The following is a 17,608-nucleotide window of genomic DNA, read 5'->3' as shown; positions in this document are numbered from 1 at the left end:
GTCCGAGGCAAATGTACCGCGATTGCGACCTCTTACGAGGCAGGGCACTCCAATTTGCACTCGGGCGTTGCTACGCAGTGCGGGTTTTCGCGGGAAGCGTGTTGGCATCGGAGCATGCCGGCGCATCGTTCCGATATTCAGCGTTCAGGACGTCGCTCGTTGAACGCGATTGCCGCGCCCGCGCTGAGCAGGCAACAGGGCACGACATACCAGGCGACCGACATCGGGTTGGCCGTCCATTTCATCAACGCGGCCACGGCGAGTTGCGCGGTGCCACCGAACATCCCCGTGCCGAGCGCATAGGTCGAGCCGTGTCCCGTTGCACGCACATTGTGCGGCAAGGCTTCCAAAACCAATACGGTGGCGGCACATCCGCCGAGCACGATCAACGCGGTGATCGAAGCAATGCCTATCAAGAGCCGTGCCGCAGTGGCGGCGGGCGTCATGGCGACGAAGAGCAGATAGACGCCGATCGCGGTCCCGCTGGCGGTGGCGAAAAGCAGAGGTTTGCGCCGCGGCAGCTTGTCGATGACGATGCCGGCCGCCGGAGACAATGCGATCAGCAGCACGGCCGAAAGTGTCGATGCGAGAAAGCCGTTCAGCATTGGCTGGTGTATGACGTGCGCCGTATACGTGGGCAGGAAATAGACGACCGCGTAAAGCGGTACGGTACGAAAGCCCATCAGCAATGTCGCCATTGCAATGATGCGTCGATGATGCCGAAAGAGCTGCGCGACCGGGCGGCGTCGTGCGTCGCCCGTGGCGGTCCTGTCTGAGATGCCGCCTTCCTGTAATTTGCGGCGCAGATAGTAGGCGATGCCGATCAGCGGTAGCCCCATGGCGAACGCGACGCGCCAGCCCCAATCGAAGAGCTGGGCGGGCGTCAGCATGCCGCTCAGCAGCGCGCCGAGCGATGCGCCGAAGAGCGGTGCAATGCCGTGGCCGGCCAATTGGCAACCGATGACGAAGCCGCGTTTCGACGGCGGCGCCGCTTCCATCGCAAGCGCCGCGGCGGGACCGATTTCACCGCCAACGGCAAGGCCCTGCAGCACGCGCGACACGACGACGAGCAGTGGCGCGGCAATGCCGATTTGCTCGTAGGTCGGGGCGAGGGCAATCGCCGCCGTGCCGAGCGTGGCGAACCAGCAGCTCAAGAGCAGCGCCGGCTGCCGTCCGCAGCGATCGGCATAGGCGCCCAGCAGCAAGCCGCCTAGCGGGCGCGCAAGAAGACCGACGCCGAACGTCGCCGCGGCGAGTAGCAGCGAAGTCATCGGTTGGGTGAACGGAAAGAATCGATCGCCCATAATTGCACCGAAAAAGGCAAATACGGTGAAGTCGAAGAGTTCGAGGCCATTGAGGAGCGCAGTCGCGAAAACGGCCTTCAGCAGGCGCGCATCGATGCGGCCGTTGCCGGGCGAGGGCGGTCGTTCCCGAGCCGCAACGCTGGCGGGGGGCGGGCTGCCTGTGTTCGGGCGGTTGTCGCGTTCATGAGGGTCCAAAGCGCGCATGTCGTGGTCCCCGAGATTCTCGATGAGTTCGACATGCAAGTATCCAGAATAAAAATCCAACAAGAAATAAGCACGCGCCGGTTATGACGATTCGTCACGAGCAAAGCTGAAATCAATCGTTCACGCCGAGCGAATCGTTTTCTAGACTGCCTCTTCCGGTTGCGTTCGCAACGGTGCCTTTGTTCCGATCAATTTGCACACCTGAATATTTTGACTGGCGCGTCAAACGCTCCGTGGGGAATCTATGTCTTCAAAAAACGACGACCAACACGTGGCGGCCCGCCGCCGCTGGCTGAAAGCCGCCGTGCTCGGCGGTGCGGTACTCGCATCCGGCGCCGCCGCCGCCGGCTTCGGGCCCGCCGTATTTGCACAAGGGCCCGCGAAAACATTGCGGATCGGTTATCAGAAATACGGCACTCTGGTACTGCTGAAAGCTCGCGGCACGCTCGAAAAACGCGTCGCGAACGAGGGCGTCACAGTGAAATGGCTCGAGTTCCCCGCCGGGCCGCAATTGCTCGAGGGCCTCAACGCCGGAGCCATCGATTTCGGCACGGTGGGCGAAACGCCGCCTATCTTCGCGCAAGCGGCAGGGGTCGATTTCGTCTATGTCGCCAACGAGCCGGCGGCTCCGACGTCCGAAGCCATCGTCGTCCCACGCAATTCGCCTATCAAGACGATTGCGGATCTACGCGGCAAGAAAGTCGCGCTGAACCGGGGCTCCAACGTTCACTACCTGCTCGTACGTGCGCTGCGGCATGCCGGTCTCGATTACGCCGACATTCAGCCCGCCTACCTGGCGCCGGCGGATGCGCGCGCGGCCTTCACGCAAGGCAGTGTCGATGCCTGGGTGATCTGGGACCCGTACTTTGCGGCTATCCAGCGACAGGCCGACGCGCGCGTGCTCGTGGACGGAACGGGCCTCGTCGACAACACACAGTTCTATCTCGCCGCGCGCAAGTTCGCGGCGGCCGAGCCGAAGCTCGTGCATGCGGTCCTCGAAGAGCTCGCCACGGCGGACGCGTGGGCCAAGGCGCACCCGGCGGAAGTGGCGCGGGAGCTTGCGCCGCTCGTCGGCCTGGACGCGTCCACGGTCGAACTCGCGGCTCGCCGCGCGGCCTATGGCGCGACGCCGGTCACCGCTCAGGTGCTGGCCTCGCAGCAGGCGATCGCCGATACGTTCGGCGAACTCAAATTGATTCCGAAGCGCATCGCCGTGCATGACGCACAGTGGCTTGCATGAAACCGTGAGACGAGAGGGAGAACGATGATGCGGGTGTTCTGGTTCATTCCGACGCATGGCGACACGCGTTACCTGGGCACGTCCGACGGCGCGAGGGCGGCGACCTACGATTACTTCAAACAAGTCGCGGTGGCGGCCGACACGCTCGGCTACGACGGCGTGCTGCTGCCGACGGGGCGCTCCTGCGAGGATGCATGGGTCGTCGCCTCGAGCTTGATCCCGGTCACGCAGCGCCTGAAGTTTCTCGTCGCGATACGGCCGGGGTTGAGTTCACCGGCGCTCTCGGCGCGCATGGCGGCAACGTTCGATCGCCTCTCGAACGGGCGATTGCTCATCAACGTCGTCACGGGGGGCGACCCGGCGGAACTCGAGGGCGACGGTGTCTTTGCCGATCACGACACACGTTACGAGATCACGGACGAGTTTCTGACGATCTGGCGAGAACAGCTTCGGACGGCCCACGAAGGCGGCACAGTCGACTATCAAGGCGAGCATCTTGCTTCGAAGGGCGGCAAGCTGCTCTACCCCAGCGTGCAGCGCCCGCATCCGCCGCTCTGGTTCGGCGGTTCCTCGCCGGCTGCGCACGCTATCGCTGCCTCGCACGTCGACACGTACCTCACTTGGGGCGAGCCGCCGCAAGCCGTCGAAAAAAAGATCGCCGAGGTACGCGCCAAGGCGCGCGAGCAAGGCCGCGATCTTCAGTTCGGCATTCGCCTGCACGTGATCGTGCGCGAGACGGCCGACGAAGCGTGGGCTGCAGCCGACAGGCTCATCAGCCGCCTGGACGACGAAACCATCGGCCGCGCGCAAACGGCCTTTTCGAAGATGGATTCCGAGGGGCAGCGCCGCATGGCGGCACTGCACGGCGGCAAGGGGCGTACAAGGGCGGACCTCGAGATCTACCCCAATCTCTGGGCGGGCGTCGGACTTGTGCGAGGCGGAGCGGGGACGGCACTCGTCGGAGACGCGAAGCAAGTTGCGGCACGCATGAGCGAGTACGCCGAGCTCGGCATCGGGACATTCATTCTGTCCGGCTATCCCCATCTCGAGGAGGCCTATCGCTTCGCGGAGCTCGTCTTTCCACGGTTGCCCGGGCGCGTTCGGGAACGTATCGAGGCGCCATTGTCCGGCCCGTTCGGCGAGGTGGTGGGTAACAGCTATTTGCCGAACGTTTCGCAAAGCTGATGACGGGCCGATAACCGCAACTGCAAACCTGGGAGAAAGCATCGTGAAATGGCAAGGAGTCCTGATCAAACGCGTTGCGCCATGGATCGTGCCGGCGCTGATCGTTGCGCTATGGGAGGCGAGCGCACGCGCCGGGTGGCTCGCTGCGCGCGTGTTGCCCGAGCCGCTTGCAGTGGCCGATGCGGCATGGAGGCTCTGGCGCAGCGGAGAGATATCGGCCGACGTGAAGGTCAGCGCGTGGCGCGCGCTCACGGGGTTTGCGATCGGCGGCGGTGCCGGATTCGTGTGTGGCCTGGCCTGCGGACTCTTCAAGCCGGTCGAGGCGGCGCTCGATTCGACCGTCCAGATGATTCGCAACATTCCCGCGCTGGCAATGATTCCGCTCGTCATACTCTGGTTCGGCATCGAAGAGCAGGCAAAGCTTTTTCTCGTCGCGCTCGGCGTATTTTTCCCGATCTACGTGAATACGTTTCACGGCATCCGTTCGGTCGACGCGAATCTCGTCGAAATGGCGAAGAGCTACGATGTCCACGGATTTGCGCTCTATCGCGACGTGATTTTGCCGGGTGCGTTGCCGACGATACTGCTCGGCGTACGGTTTGCGTTGGGTCTCATGTGGACGATGCTGATCGTCGCCGAGACCATTTCGGCGCAGTCCGGTATCGGCTACATGACGATGAATGCGCGCGAATTCATGCAGACCGATGTCGTCGTATTGGGCATCCTGCTCTACGCGGTGCTGGGCAAGCTGGCCGATGTGCTCGCCCGTTGGCTCGAGCGGCAGTTGATGCCGTGGCATCCCGCGTTCGCCGCATCGGCGCGCAGTGCCGGCACGCGGCGCCGTGCGTTGCCCTGGGCGAGAGCGATGCGGCGGCCACCGGGCTCGTTCAAGGGAGCGAAGGCATGACGGCGACCGCACTGGAAGCCGCCGTCCGGCTAGGCGCGGTGACGAAGCGCTACGGATCGCGCACGGTTCTCGATCACCTCGATCTGACGATCGACAAAGGCAGTTTCATAGCGGTCATCGGCCGTAGCGGATGTGGAAAGTCGACGCTGCTGCGGCTCGTGGCCGGGCTCGACACAGCCGACGACGGCGAAGTCGATATCGGTGCGCGCGCGCAGGACTCGGCGCGCGACGAGGACGGGGCGCCGCCGCGTATCCGGATCATGTACCAGGACGCACGCCTGCTGCCGTGGAAGAGCGTGCTCGGCAACGTGATGCTCGGTTTGCCTCGCGCCGCGCGCGACGATGCGCGCGCGGCGCTCCAGGAGGTCGGGCTGGGCGCGCGCGAACACGATTGGCCGGCGCAGCTTTCCGGCGGACAGCGTCAACGCGTGGCGCTCGCGCGCGCACTCGTTCACCGCCCCGACCTGCTGTTACTCGACGAACCGCTCGGCGCGCTCGATGCGCTGACGCGCATCGAAATGCATGAACTCATCGAGCGGCTTTGGCGCGAATACGGGTTCACCGCGCTGCTCGTCACGCACGACGTTCATGAGGCGGTGGCATTGGCGCAGCGCATCGTGCTCATCGAGCACGGGCGCGTGGCACTCGAGCGAGCAGTCGACCTACCGCGACCGCGGGCGCGCGGCGCCGCCGCTTTCGCCGCGATCGAAAACGATGTGTTGCAGCGTGTGCTGCATCCGGCATTCAAGAGGACATGAGCGATGACGAAGCAATTGAAATTGGTTGCCGTATCCGGCGGACTTCAGCGGCCCTCGCGCACACTGGTGCTCGTCGAAGAGATCGTGGCGGCGTTGAGTGCGCTCGTCGCGCTCGACGTTCGGCTCGTCGAGCTTGGCGAAATCGCTCCCGCGCTGGGACGGACCGTATATCGCAACCAATTGCCACCGGAGGCGAGGGCGCATGTCGAAGCGATCGAAGGGGCCGATGCGCTCGTGGTGGCGAGTCCCGTGTTCCGCGGCTCTTTCACGGGGCTTTTCAAGCACCTGTTCGATCTGGTCGGTCAGGCTGCACTCGTCGATAAACCGGTGTTGCTTGCCGCCACCGGCGGAAGCGAGCGTCATTCGCTCGTCATCGACCATCAGCTGCGGCCGCTTTTCGCGTTCTTTCAAGCGCTCACGCTGCCCCTCGGTGTCTATGCCTCGGAGCGTGACTTCGATCACTACGAAATCGCGAGCACGACCCTGCGGCAACGGATTGCGCTGGCCGTGGAGCGCGCCGCGCCGTGGCTCGACGGAAGGCCCGCATTGGCTGCGGCCGCGCGCGAAACTGTCGCGGCCTGACGAGTCCCTCGCCAATTCGGCGATCGATTTGTGCCGCCTCCGGGAGGTAAGCTACTACTTAAATCGATCTAAACGTTCCTTTAGCGCATCGCTATGCCGGCATTGAATGGGAAAGGGCGCGCTATCCAAAAGGATCGATATCGCTATAATGCGGAGCGTTCATTCATATTATGTTTCATGCTCCGAACCCTCCGAATCCTTTGCGCATCGTTGCTTTTGTTCGGCTCTTTCACGCACGCGATTGCTGAGGAGCCCGAAACGATTCGCGCTATCGCCGCTTCGTCGCCCCAGGCACCGGGGGATGCGTTCGCGTCTGCCCCGGCCGCTGCAAGCGATTCGGCCGCCGACGGCGAAACGCACAAGCTATCGGGCATGCTCGTGCGCAAATTCGGTCTTGCGCGAGCCAAGGCGGAGCAGATCACTCGGGCGGTCATGGCTTCGGCCTCGAAGTACTCGCTGCCTCCGGCACTGGTGCTGTCGATCATCTCGATCGAATCGAGGTTCAAGGAGACGGCCCGCGGCGCGCATGGCGCGACGGGCCTCATGCAGGTCGTTCCCGCGGCGCACCGTCGGCTCGTGCAGCATATCGATCTCACGCAGCCGGCCGCCAATATCGATGCGGGCTCGGCCATCCTGCGCGGCTATATCGAATCTGCTCAGGGAGATGTGGTCGCCGCACTCAAGAACTATGGCGGCTCGACGGCTTATGCCCGCAAAGTGAGTCTGCATGCGCGCGATTTCGAATTGAACGCCGGCGCGAGCGCCACGACCGCAAGCGCCGAACGCTAAAGCGGCTTTGCGCGGCGGAATTGCCGCGCTTCGCGTTTCGTGTGAATTGCTCGTATTCCTGGGTGTCGTGGCAGATCGCTCTGCTAGAATCGGTCGACGTCGTGCGCCGCGCGCATAAGCGAAAAGCAGTAAAAGAATAATTCAATCGACGTACCTGGGCCAATTTCGCACAATCGGAACCACCAATGAAATTGCTCCGTCGATTGCTCGTCTGTCTGATGCCCATGGGCGCCATGGTTCATGCGGAAGCCACGCAGTGGAGCTACCTGTCGGGCGAACGCGATCTCTCCTATGCAGTGGATACCGATAGTGTCGCCACCGACGCCGACGGCTACATCGAGTACATCGGAAAGACGACGTGGAAAGTCCCGGAGAAGGTGCAGGGCGCCGCTCAGCCCGTCGCCGTTTCGCTCACCCGCTATCAGATCGATTGCAGCCACAAGCGATGGCGCGCGGTCGATACGCATTACCTCGCCGCTGACGGCACCCCCGCAGGCTTCGTCCATCCCTCCAGCCCCGAGTGGACTGCAATCGGTCCCGGCACCGTCGTCGACATCATGTTCCGCAAAGTCTGCTGAGGCGCAGCGCGAACCGTCGGACGGTCTAAGGGCCTAAGCGCGTCGAGAAATGTTTCGGGGTATGGCCTACTATGTGGACACCGCTTCGCGGGCGCGTCGTTCCGGCGTGGGCGGCATCCACTGACAGGAGAACAAGATGGGACTTATGCGCAAACTGAGCATGGCCGTCCTGCTTTCGGCCGCGGCGACGAGCGCCGTATATGCAGAGCAAGTCGCGTACAAGGCGACGCTGACCGGTTCGGCCGAAGTGCCGCCGACAACGAGCCCGGGCAAGGGTTCGGTAGATGCCACACTCGACACGTCGACAAAAGCGTTCAAATGGACGATCAGCTATGAAGGACTGACCGGGCCCGCGACGGCGGCGCACTTTCACGGGCCGGCGGCGGTTGGACAAAACGCAGCGCCCGTGGTCCCGGTGAAAGTGCCGGAGGCGGCATCCGGCAACGTGTCCGGAACGCAGACGCTGACCGATGCGCAGATCGCCGACCTTGAAAACGGCAAGTGGTACTTCAACGTGCATACGGCGAAGAACAAAGGTGGCGAGATCCGCGGTCAACTGCAGCCGTCGCACTGAGCGGTGAATCCTTGAGCTGGCAAAGCCGGGTCGCCTGCTGGCTTCTCGAGCGGCAGTTTCGCCCGGAGACCGAAAACCCGCATGCGAGCGTGGAGCGCGCGCGGGCCAGGACGGCCGCGCGGATCTGGTCGCCGCGCGTACCGGCCGGGTGGCGCTTCATCGACAGCAGCGGGCGCAACCACGCGCCGCTTGCTGGCGAATGGCTCGAGCCGATCGCCGATATGGCCCGCGCGGCACCGGTGCGCACACTGCTTTACCTGCATGGCGGAGGTTATTACTTCTGCTCGCCCAAGTCGCATCGGTCGCTCGTGTTTCCGCTCGCGGTGCACACGGGCGCCCGCACGTTTTCTCTCGACTATCGGCTAGCGCCGGAGCACCCGTTTCCGGCAGCGCTCGACGATGCGCTGGCAGCCTATCGGCAATTGGTCCGGGACGGCATACCGCCGGAATCCATCGTCGTGGCCGGCGATTCGGCCGGCGGCGGCCTCGCGCTGGCGCTGCTCGTGGCGCTGCGCGATGCCGGCGATGCGTTGCCCGCGGCGGGCTTGCTGTTTTCCCCGTGGACCGACCTCGCCGCGACGGGCGCGACGCTCGTCAGCAACGATGGTCTGGATCCGATGTTCCGGGGCGCCGCCATTGCGCGCGCGGCCCGGTTCTATCTCGGCACCACGAGCACCACGCATCCTTACGCCTCGCCGCTCTACGCCGATCTGAAGGGCCTGCCGCCCTTGCTGATCCAGGCCGGCAGCACGGAAGTGCTGCTCGATGATGCCCGGCGGGTGGCCGAGCGGGCGCGCGCGGTGCAGGTCGAAGTGGATTTCGAAATCTGGCCGAAGATGCCGCATGTCTGGCAATTGTTCGTGCCGTTCATCCCCGAGGGGCGCGCGGCGCTCGAGCGGGCCGCCGCGTTCGCGTGCCGCCACGCGAAGGCGTGCCGTGTTCAGCCGCGTGCCGAGCGCTCGATCGCCTCATAGGCGAGGCGCACGGCATCGGAGCCGTATTGCCGTTCGAGGCGGCGCACCGCGAAATGACCGTGGGCGGTCTGCTGAAAGTGATCGATGAAGGCTGTATTGACGAGTGCGCCGAGCACTGCGCCGATGGCCGGAATCGATTTGGCCGCCACCTGTTCACTGACTTGCACCGAAAAGCGCGCCGCAATGGCGTTGGTGAGCCTCATCAGCGCGGACGCGCCGTGCGCCGCAACCCCTTTCGACGCGAGTTCGGACGACGCTTTCGAGATCGCTTGCGCGAGCGCGCCGCGTGCGATGAAATAGCCGAAATCGGCATCCTCGTCGGTGCTGGCGTGCCGCGCCGCACCGCCGCCCAGCCCGAAAACCGATAAACATTGAAGCCGTGTTTCGGCCGAGTTCAGGTCTTCGCCTTCGCTGCGCGCGATGTCGCAGATCGAGCGAAACATGAGGGCCGTCGTCACCGGCAGTTCCGCGGGCAGCGCCATCAGCCCGAATGCGCCTCCTGCCGCGCCGGTCGTCGCTACGGCCACCTTGTGCCAGATGTCACGCGCGGGCCGGAGCGGACCGGGCGCACTCCGCCCCGATTTGGGGACGCTCGCGAGCGCCACATGAAGGCATTTTTCGAGCGCCACGCGCGTCGCGGCGGCGACCGTATCGTGCGCTGCCGCCGGCAGCCGCTCGATCAGCCGCTCGATCGGGGCACCGACGGCAGAGGCAAGCTTCATGGCAAGCGGCTGGCGCTCCAGCGCTTCCTTCGCGCGCGCCAAAGCGGCGCGGTCGTCTTCAGTCAGCGTTGTGGTAGCGATTGGAATCGTTTTCATCGTCAGAAAACTGTTTCGAATACGAGATGGCCTGCGCAAGCGGCGGTCCGCGCGCTCGCAGCGCCGTCGCCTGCCTCATGCTAGCATTACGATATCTTTGACTCATCAACGATTGTATCGACAAAAAATGGCTGTCCATACTGCCGCTCATCATTCACGTGCGCAGGTGCTGCCGTTTCGTGAGTCGCTGCTCGCGATGCTCGGCATCTCTTTCGTGACAATGCTCGTCGCATTCGATCAGACAGTGGTCGGCACGGCTTTGCCCACCATCGTGGCCGAACTCAAAGGCTTCGAGCTCTACGCGTGGGTGGCCACGTCGTATCTGCTCACCTCGGTCATCACCGTCCCGATCTTCGGCCGGCTCGGCGACTATTACGGGCGCAAGCCTTTCGTCCTCGTATCGATCGCGCTTTTCACCGGCGCGTCGGCGCTATGCGGCGCGGCCAACAGCATGCTGTTCCTCGTGCTCGCGCGGGGGCTGCAGGGCATTGGCGGCGGCATGCTCGTCGGCACTGCGTTCGCCTGTATCGCCGATCTTTTCCCCGATTCGGTCGTGCGCCTGCGCTGGCAGGTCATGATGAGTTCGGCCTTCGGCATTGCGAATGCCATCGGTCCTTCGCTCGGTGGTTTTCTCACGCAGTACTGGGGATGGCGGTGGGCATTCTTCGTGAATCTGCCCGTCGGGCTGCTCTCGCTCGTCTTCGTGTGGCGTTATCTGCCGCATCTCCGACATATCGCCCATACCGTGCGCGTACGGCTCGACTGGATCGGGGCGCTTTTGATTGCCGTGGCGCTCAGCGCGCTGCAGCTTTTCGTCGAATGGGTCGCGCACGACGGATTCACGCCGAGCGTCGTCGCGCTGGCCGCGGTCGGCCTCGGCTGCGCGTTTGGCCTGCTGAAGTGGGAACGCTCGAACGCCCAACCGATCCTTCCGCTCGACATGTTTCGCAATCGCTCGCTGGCCGCACTGTTCTCGCTTTCGGTGCTCGGCGGTTTTTCGATGTTTTCGCTGCTGTTCTATGCGCCGCTGTTGCTGCAAGGCGGCTTCGGCCTTTCGCCGCGCGATGCCGGCCTCGTCGTCACGCCGTTGGTCGTGTTCATCACGATCGGCAGCATCGTGAATGGGCGGATCGTCACGCGCGTTCGCAATCCGAATACGATGCTCTACGTCGGCTTCACGCTCGTTGCGCTGGCGTGTTCGGGCACCGTGCTCGCCACGCGCACCATGCCGCATGCAGTCCTGATGGCATTCATGATGGCCGGCGGGCTCGGCTTGGGTTTCGTGCTGCCGAATCTGACGGTGTTCGCGCAACAGACCGCGGGCCGCGAGCATCTGGGAATCGCGACGGCGCTTTTGCAGTTGTTGCGCATGATCGGGGGTATGATCGGCACCGCATTTACGGGGACGCTCGTCACGCGGATGTACGAGCATGGCGTGCGCGACGCGCTTGCGACGGACCGAGCCACGGCATGGATCGCCCGATTTCGCGATCCGCAAATCCTCGTGAATATCGATGCTCAGCGCGCGCTCGCGCGAGAGCTGGCCGTTCGAGGCTTCGACGGCGCTGCGTTGATCGAAGCTTCGCGCGAGGCACTCGTCGCAGCCATCCATGCCGGCATCGCCGTCGCAATGGTGGTCGCCGTATTTTCGATCTGGCAGTGCCGGCGGGTGCCGCGCATCAAGATCACGAGGGCCGCCGAGCCGGTGCCCGCCGCAGAGTGAATTTGGAAGTCAGCCACCACGCTCCATGGAAGAACACGATTACGTCGCCACCGTCCAGCAATTCGGGCGGACCTACCGCGCATTCATGTCCGCGTTCGAAGCGCAAGTCGGGCATCCGATGACGCGCTGGCGCATCTTGCGCGCGCTGGCTTCGGACGAGGGGGAGTGGTCGCAAAAGCGGCTCGTCGAGCAACTCCGTATCGATCCGGGCGCGCTCACGCGGCAATTGAAGGCGCTCGAACTGCTCGGCTGGGTGGCGCGCAGCACCGATACGCGCGACAACCGTATCACCAACGTCGTGCTGACGCGCGAGGGCGCCGCCGCCGTCGAAGAGAGCCTGCCGCGGCGCAACGCGTTCTTGCGCGAGACGATGGGGGCCTTACCCGCCGATGCGCGGGCCGCATTGTCGTCAGCGCTGTGCCAGCTCGAAACGCGCATCGCGCAAACCGTCGAACCGGCTCAGAAGCAGGTCTCCACGACCTCCGTCACACGATAGTCGGCATCGACGACGAGGATTTGCCGCCATTTGTCGAACGTCAGGCACGGATGCGAGATGTCGAATGCAAGCATGTCGCCCACTTTGAGGTCGGTACCCGGCGCAATGCGCAGATAGGCATGCTGATCCATCATGTTCGTGACTTCGAAGCCTTCCTCGGGCGCGATATCGCGCGGCGCCTGTGTTCCCGGGCGGTAGTGGCGCGCGGCAACGGGCGGGCCCGCATCGAACGCCGTATCGCGTTTGCCGAAGCCGGCGATCGCGCGATCCGGTTCGGGAATCGATTGCACGTAGGCCCACAGTTGCAGCGCGGGCAGCAACGCTTCCCCCATTTTGCGGGCGATCGGGTTGCGTGCGAGTACACCCGCCTGGGCTTTCGCGTAGACGCCGGCGTCGTGCGTCAGATAGCAGCCGGGGCGCAACACCACTTCGACGCGCCCGCTGGCCGATTCGTGGGCGAATTCTTCGGCCACGACGTCGTACCATGCCGAGCCCGCGCCCGAGAGAATGGCCAGCGTGCGGGCGAACCGTCCTTGCGCCGCGAGCAGGCGGGTGGTATCGAGCGCTCGGCGCAAGAACGCGCGCACGGCCTGCTCGTCGGCAAGAATGCCTTCGTAGAGTTCGACGCCCGCGAGCTTGACCGTATCGGCGTTGCGCTCGAGCGCGGACAATACGGCGTCGCGCTGTGCGTCGTCACGCACGCCCGTGCGTCCACGGGGTACGCCCAGCTCCAGCAGCACGGGGAGCGACTTGCGCACGGAACGAAAGAACGCGCCCAACTGATCGACACCGTCAGCTGAATCGACGAGGCAGAAAAACTCGAAATCCGGATCGGTCAACAGCTCGGCGATCATGGCCATATTGCGTCGCCCGACCAGCTGGTTCGCCATCAGCACGCGCTGCACCCCGGCCGCATAGGCCGCGCGCGTCTGGTGCGCGGTGGCGAGCGTAATGCCCCAGGCGCCCGCCGCGAGCTGGCGGCGAAAGAGCTGCGGCGCCATCGTCGTTTTGCCATGCGGCGCGAGCTTCACGCCGTACTCGGCCATGAAGGCCTGCATCCATTTGAGGTTGTGCTCCATGCGGTCGGCGCGCAGCACCGCAGCGGGCAGGCTCACGTCCTCGGCCAACAGATTCCACTCGAGGTTGACGGCCTGGTTCAGCGGCACGCTGGCGCTCGGCACGGAGCCCAGCCCTTTGCCGTAAGGGTCGATCGTGGCGGTTTGGTAGGCGATTTTCATGGCGATCCTGGTGGAGCGTTCGAACGCGGCGCTGGCATGGCTCGAGGCAGGCCGCTCAGACGACGATGGTACGAGGCCGGCCGGCGATCCGCCAGCGGAAAAGGGCGCATTGCGTGCATCGGGCGTAATGGTCGAGTACGATCGTGCGCATGGCGCGCCCGTGTCCCTGCCGGCGCCGCATCCGCCGTAGGAGCTCGTTCATGCATTCCCATCCAGAAGCCGCAGATACGCTAATCCTCGGCGCGATGCTTTACGACGGCACCGGCAACCCGCCCGTCGAGCGCGACGTGGCCGTGCGCGACGGCCGCATCGCCGCGATCGGCAACCTGTCGAACTGGGTTGCCGAGGAGTTCGTCGAGGCCGAAGGGCGCGCGCTGGCGCCCGGTTTCATCGACGTGCACACGCACGACGACATCCACGCGATCCGCTCTCCGCAGATGCTGCCCAAGCTGACGCAGGGCGTGACGACGGTGATCGTCGGCAATTGCGGCATCAGCGCTTCGCCCGTCACGCTCGCGGGCGATCCGCCGGACCCGATGAATCTGCTCGGCGGCGCCGACGCCTTTTGCTATCCGAGTTTCGCGGCCTACCGCGCCGCCGTCAATGCGGCGCGGCCCGCGGTCAATGTCGCGGCGCTGGTCGGTCATACCGCGCTGCGCAACAATCACATGGACCGGCTCGATCGCGCCGCCACGCAAGAAGAGCTCGCGGCGATGCGCGCGCAGCTCGAAGAAGCGCTTGCGCATGGCGCGCTCGGCCTGAGTTCGGGGCTCGCGTATGGATCCGCCAATGCGGCCCCGACCGAAGAGGTGATGGCGCTCGCTGAACCGCTCGCGGCGGCCGGCGCGATCTATACGACGCATATGCGCAGCGAGTTCGACGCGATCCTCGAGGCATTCGACGAAGCCTGCCGCATCGGCCGGCATGCGCGCGTGCCGGTGGTCATCTCGCACCTGAAATGCGCGGGCCCGCGCAACTGGGGCCGCAGCAAAGAAGTCCTCGCTTCGTTCGACTCCGCACGGCGCTTGCAGCCGATCGGTTGCGACTGCTATCCCTACGATCGCAGCTCCACGACGCTCGACCTCGCGCAGGTGACGGGCGATATCGAGATCACGGTGACGTGGTCGACGCCGCATCCGGAGCAGGCGGGCAAGCGCGTGTCGGCAATTGCGCGCGAATGGGGCGTCAGCGAACGGGAAGCGGCTGCGCGCCTGCAACCGGCGGGTGCCGTCTATCACAACATGTCGGAGGACGACGTACGCCGGATTCTGTCGCATCCCGCGACGATGATCGGCTCGGACGGGTTACCGAACGATCCGCTGCCGCATCCGCGTCTATGGGGCGCATTTCCGCGCGTGCTCGGCCATTACGCGCGCGACGAGCAACTGCTGCCGCTCGAGGAGGCCGTTCGCAAGATGACCGGTCTTCCGGCTCGGCGCTTCGGCTTGGAGGGGCGCGGCGAGGTGCGGCGCGGCGCGCACGCCGATCTCGTGTTGTTCGATCCCGCGCGCGTGCTCGATGCGGCGACGTTCGAGCGCCCGCAGGAGGCTGCCGTCGGTATCGATGCCGTCTGGGTCAACGGCGTTGCGAGCTATCGTGGCGGCGAGCCGACCGGGGAGCGGGCCGGCTGCTTCGTCGCACGTGGTCCGCGGGCGACCGGCGACGACTCCCCGCAGGCCTTCTAAGCGCCGAGCGCCGCTGGCTTTCAAGCGCCGAGCGCGTCACTGGCGCGCAGTGCGCGCATTGTCCGGCATCGGCTGATTGTAGTTGGTGCGAAACGGATTGATGTCGAGCCCGCCGCGGCGTGTGTAACGCGCATAGACGGCGAGCTTGACGGGCCGGCATTCGCGCAGGATATCGACGAAGATGCGCTCGACGCACTGCTCGTGAAACCCCGTGTGATTGCGATAGGAGATGATGTAGCGCAAGAGCCCGGCTTGATCGATCTGAGGTCCGACGTAATGAATCTGGAGGCTGCCCCAGTCCGGCTGGCCCGTGACCGGGCAATTCGATTTCAGCAGATTCGAGACGAGCGTCTCTTCGACCGGCGCTTCGCCATGCGCCGCCGTCAGCAGCGCGGGCTCGGGATGATAGACGTCGGCTTCGAGATCGAGCCTGTCCAGCGAGAGCCCCTCGAGTTCGTCCATCGCGAGCTTGTGGAACTCCGCCGGTGTGGCGAGACGCACGGACACGCTCGCGCCGCAGGCCGCCGAAACGTCGCGCTTGAGCATGTCGCGCAGCGCATCGGCGGACTCGATGCGGGTTTGCGCGAACGATCCCAGATAGAGCTTGAACGACTTCGATTCGACGATGTTCGGCGATTCGGCCGGTACGAGGAACGTCGCGATGGCGATCTGCGGCTTGCCGCGCGCGTTGAGCCACGAAAGCTCGTAGGCGTTCCAGATGTCCGTGCCGAAAAACGGCAACTGCGGGCCGATGCCGATCGCCTCACGCGCGAGCGCGCGAGCGATCGGAAACAACAGCGACGAATCGTATTGTTCGGTGTAGGCGGCCGGTTTGCCAAGCGGCGATTGTTCGGGAGTCATGACGATGCTCGATACGCGGTGCCCGGCACGCGAAAGCGCGCTCAGGCCAGAAACAGGCGATAAACGGGGTTGCTACTCTCGTCCCAATACGGATACCCGAGCGTCGACAAAAAGCGCACGAACGCCTCGTTGTCCGCAACGGGTACCTGGATACCGACCAGGATCGAGCTGTAGTCCGCGCCCTGGTTCCGGTAGTGGAAAAGGCTGATGTTCCAGTCCGGCGCCATCGACGACAAAAAGCGCATCAATGCGCCCGGGCGCTCCGGGAACTCGAAGCGAAAGAGGCGCTCGTCGTGCGCCAGAGGCGAGCGCCCACCCACCATATAGCGGATGTGCTGCTTCGAGAGCTCGTCGCTGGTCAGGTCGACGGTGGCGAAGCCGTGCGCCTCGAACGCGCGCGCAATGGCGGCCGATTCGTCGCGGCTCTTGATCTGCACGCCGACGAAGATATGAGCTGCGCTCGCGTCGGCGATGCGGTAGTTGAATTCGGTGACGCTGCGCTCGCCGACGAGTTCGCAAAAGCGCTTGAAGCTGCCGCGTTCTTCGGGAATCGTGACGGCGAAGACGGCTTCGCGCGCCTCCCCGACTTCGGCACGCTCGGCGACGAAACGCATGCGGTCGAAGTTCATGTTCGCGCCCGACGTGACGGCGACGAGCGTTTCGTTTTCGATGCCGGTGCGCTCGGCGTATTGCTTGGCGCCCGCAACGGCGAGGGCGCCAGCCGGCTCGAGCAGGCTGCGGGTATCCTGGAAGACGTCTTTGATGGCGGCGCAAAGCGCGTCGGTGTTCACGATGAGAACGTCGTCGAGATACTCGCGGCACATCCGGAACGTCTCCGTTCCGACGAGCTTGACGGCGGTGCCGTCCGAAAAGAGCCCGACTTCGGCGAGCGTGACGCGCTCGGACGCCTTGATCGACTGCGCCATGGCGCACGAATCCTCGGTCTGCACGCCGATCACCTTGATTTCGGGGCGTACGGCTTTGACATAGGCCGCCACGCCGGCCGCGAGGCCGCCGCCGCCGATCGGCACGAAGATCGCATGAATGGGTGCCTGGTGCTGGCTCAGGATTTCCATCGCGATCGTGCCCTGGCCTGCGATCACATACGGGTCGTCGAACGGATGGACGAACGTCAGTCCGCGCGCTTCCTGCAGCTCGAGCGCATGCGCGTAGGCATCGCTATACGATTCGCCGGTTTGCACCACCTCGACGGTCGGGCCCCCGTGGGCGCGCACCGCGTCGACCTTCACCTGCGGCGTCGTCACCGGCACGACGATGACGGCCTTCACGCCGAGGCGCGCGGCCGAGTAGGCCACGCCTTGCGCATGGTTGCCGGCCGAGGCCGTAATGACGCCGCGCGCGATCGCGTCGGTCGGAATATGGACCATCTTGTTGTAGGCGCCGCGCAGCTTGAACGAAAAGACTGGCTGGTTGTCCTCGCGCTTCAGATAGACGCGGTTCGCCAAGCGCGCCGAAAGATTGCGCGCGGGTTCGAGTTCCGTTTCGCGCGCAACGTCGTAGACGCGGGCCGTGAGGATTTTTTTGAGGTAATCGTGGGACGAGGAGGTCATGGGACGGTGCGCGCTAAGCGCTTGCAGTGCCGGCAGAGGCGGAAATAGTCAATGATAGCGCCAACGGCGGTGTTTTCGGCTCTCGGCGCCCCGTCATCTGCCGGCCGTCCGGTCGGTCGAG

Annotated in this window: 18 protein-coding genes; 13 read left to right on the top strand and 5 right to left on the bottom strand. The window is 64.8% G+C overall.

Annotation, left to right across the window (positions count from 1 at the left end; genetic code table 11):
• Nucleotides 1-137: 137 nt before the first annotated feature.
• A complete protein-coding gene (locus tag ACR9ZC_RS24835) occupies nucleotides 138-1,508 on the bottom strand; it encodes an MFS transporter (protein ID WP_481582295.1) in 1,371 nt (456 codons plus the stop codon).
• Nucleotides 1,509-1,752: 244 nt separating this feature from the next.
• Here ACR9ZC_RS24835 and ACR9ZC_RS24830 point away from each other — a divergent pair, with 244 nt between their 5' ends.
• The 9 genes from ACR9ZC_RS24830 to ACR9ZC_RS24790 all read left to right on the top strand — a co-directional run bounded on the left by ACR9ZC_RS24830 (nucleotide 1,753) and on the right by ACR9ZC_RS24790 (nucleotide 9,095).
• Nucleotides 1,753-2,748 carry a sulfonate ABC transporter substrate-binding protein gene (locus tag ACR9ZC_RS24830; RefSeq protein WP_481582294.1) on the top strand — a complete coding sequence of 332 codons (996 nt, stop codon included), beginning with the start codon at nucleotides 1,753-1,755 and terminating at the stop codon, nucleotides 2,746-2,748.
• Nucleotides 2,749-2,775: 27 nt separating this feature from the next.
• Nucleotides 2,776-3,933 carry an FMNH2-dependent alkanesulfonate monooxygenase gene (ssuD, locus tag ACR9ZC_RS24825; RefSeq protein WP_481582767.1) on the top strand — a complete coding sequence of 386 codons (1,158 nt, stop codon included), beginning with the start codon at nucleotides 2,776-2,778 and terminating at the stop codon, nucleotides 3,931-3,933.
• Between the two features lie 43 nt (nucleotides 3,934-3,976).
• Nucleotides 3,977-4,840 (top strand): aliphatic sulfonate ABC transporter permease SsuC, encoded by an 864-nt coding sequence (ssuC, locus tag ACR9ZC_RS24820; RefSeq protein ID WP_481582293.1) that lies wholly within the window; start codon nucleotides 3,977-3,979, stop codon nucleotides 4,838-4,840.
• Nucleotides 4,747-5,598 (top strand): ATP-binding cassette domain-containing protein, encoded by an 852-nt coding sequence (locus tag ACR9ZC_RS24815; protein WP_481582766.1) that lies wholly within the window; start codon nucleotides 4,747-4,749, stop codon nucleotides 5,596-5,598. Before ssuC ends, ACR9ZC_RS24815 begins: the two co-directional genes overlap by 94 nt.
• Nucleotides 5,599-5,601: 3 nt before the next feature.
• On the top strand, nucleotides 5,602-6,180 hold the full coding sequence (gene msuE / locus ACR9ZC_RS24810; RefSeq protein WP_481582292.1) for an FMN reductase: 579 nt from the start codon (nucleotides 5,602-5,604) through the stop codon (nucleotides 6,178-6,180).
• 177 nt (nucleotides 6,181-6,357) lie between these two features.
• Nucleotides 6,358-6,969, top strand: a complete 612-nt coding sequence (locus ACR9ZC_RS24805; RefSeq protein ID WP_481582291.1) for a transglycosylase SLT domain-containing protein — start codon at nucleotides 6,358-6,360, stop codon at nucleotides 6,967-6,969.
• Between the two features lie 185 nt (nucleotides 6,970-7,154).
• Nucleotides 7,155-7,547, top strand: coding sequence for a surface-adhesin E family protein (locus ACR9ZC_RS24800; RefSeq protein WP_481582290.1), 393 nt, complete (start codon nucleotides 7,155-7,157; stop codon nucleotides 7,545-7,547).
• 136 nt (nucleotides 7,548-7,683) lie between these two features.
• Nucleotides 7,684-8,121 (top strand): CHRD domain-containing protein, encoded by a 438-nt coding sequence (locus ACR9ZC_RS24795; protein ID WP_481582289.1) that lies wholly within the window; start codon nucleotides 7,684-7,686, stop codon nucleotides 8,119-8,121.
• Nucleotides 8,122-8,132: 11 nt separating this feature from the next.
• Nucleotides 8,133-9,095, top strand: a complete 963-nt coding sequence (locus ACR9ZC_RS24790) for an alpha/beta hydrolase fold domain-containing protein (protein ID WP_481582288.1) — start codon at nucleotides 8,133-8,135, stop codon at nucleotides 9,093-9,095.
• Here ACR9ZC_RS24790 and ACR9ZC_RS24785 read toward each other — a convergent pair.
• Nucleotides 9,062-9,913 (bottom strand): EcsC family protein, encoded by an 852-nt coding sequence (locus ACR9ZC_RS24785; RefSeq protein WP_481582287.1) that lies wholly within the window; start codon nucleotides 9,911-9,913, stop codon nucleotides 9,062-9,064. The genes ACR9ZC_RS24790 and ACR9ZC_RS24785 overlap by 34 nt on opposite strands.
• Before the next feature lie 127 nt (nucleotides 9,914-10,040).
• Between ACR9ZC_RS24785 and ACR9ZC_RS24780 the strand changes: the two genes are divergently transcribed.
• Both ACR9ZC_RS24780 and ACR9ZC_RS24775 read left to right on the top strand, forming a co-directional pair.
• Nucleotides 10,041-11,636 (top strand): MFS transporter, encoded by a 1,596-nt coding sequence (locus tag ACR9ZC_RS24780; RefSeq protein WP_481582286.1) that lies wholly within the window; start codon nucleotides 10,041-10,043, stop codon nucleotides 11,634-11,636.
• Between the two features lie 25 nt (nucleotides 11,637-11,661).
• Nucleotides 11,662-12,132, top strand: a complete 471-nt coding sequence (locus ACR9ZC_RS24775) for a MarR family winged helix-turn-helix transcriptional regulator (RefSeq protein ID WP_440558817.1) — start codon at nucleotides 11,662-11,664, stop codon at nucleotides 12,130-12,132.
• Here the strand turns inward: ACR9ZC_RS24775 and ACR9ZC_RS24770 are convergent.
• Complete coding sequence (locus tag ACR9ZC_RS24770; RefSeq protein WP_481582285.1) at nucleotides 12,096-13,370, bottom strand: amino acid deaminase; 1,275 nt, start codon at nucleotides 13,368-13,370, stop codon at nucleotides 12,096-12,098. The genes ACR9ZC_RS24775 and ACR9ZC_RS24770 overlap by 37 nt on opposite strands.
• Between ACR9ZC_RS24770 and ACR9ZC_RS24765 the strand changes: the two genes are divergently transcribed.
• A complete protein-coding gene (locus ACR9ZC_RS24765) occupies nucleotides 13,369-13,560 on the top strand; it encodes a hypothetical protein (RefSeq protein WP_481582284.1) in 192 nt (63 codons plus the stop codon). The genes ACR9ZC_RS24770 and ACR9ZC_RS24765 overlap by 2 nt on opposite strands.
• A gap of 10 nt (nucleotides 13,561-13,570) precedes the next feature.
• Nucleotides 13,571-15,055 (top strand): N-acyl-D-amino-acid deacylase family protein, encoded by a 1,485-nt coding sequence (locus ACR9ZC_RS24760; protein WP_481582283.1) that lies wholly within the window; start codon nucleotides 13,571-13,573, stop codon nucleotides 15,053-15,055.
• Nucleotides 15,056-15,091: 36 nt separating this feature from the next.
• On the opposite strand, the gene queF is transcribed toward ACR9ZC_RS24760, so the two are convergent.
• On the bottom strand, nucleotides 15,092-15,916 hold the full coding sequence (gene queF, locus ACR9ZC_RS24755) for an NADPH-dependent 7-cyano-7-deazaguanine reductase QueF (protein ID WP_481582282.1): 825 nt from the start codon (nucleotides 15,914-15,916) through the stop codon (nucleotides 15,092-15,094).
• 41 nt (nucleotides 15,917-15,957) lie between these two features.
• Entirely contained in the window at nucleotides 15,958-17,487 is a 1,530-nt protein-coding gene (gene ilvA / locus ACR9ZC_RS24750) for a threonine ammonia-lyase, biosynthetic (RefSeq protein ID WP_331569627.1), read from the bottom strand.
• Nucleotides 17,488-17,608: the final 121 nt, after the last annotated feature.

The organism is Trinickia sp. HAY1-2D, assembly GCF_056754935.1.
The sequence above is the reverse complement of the archived record's forward strand: the minus strand, read 5'-3'. Positions and strand labels throughout refer to the sequence as shown.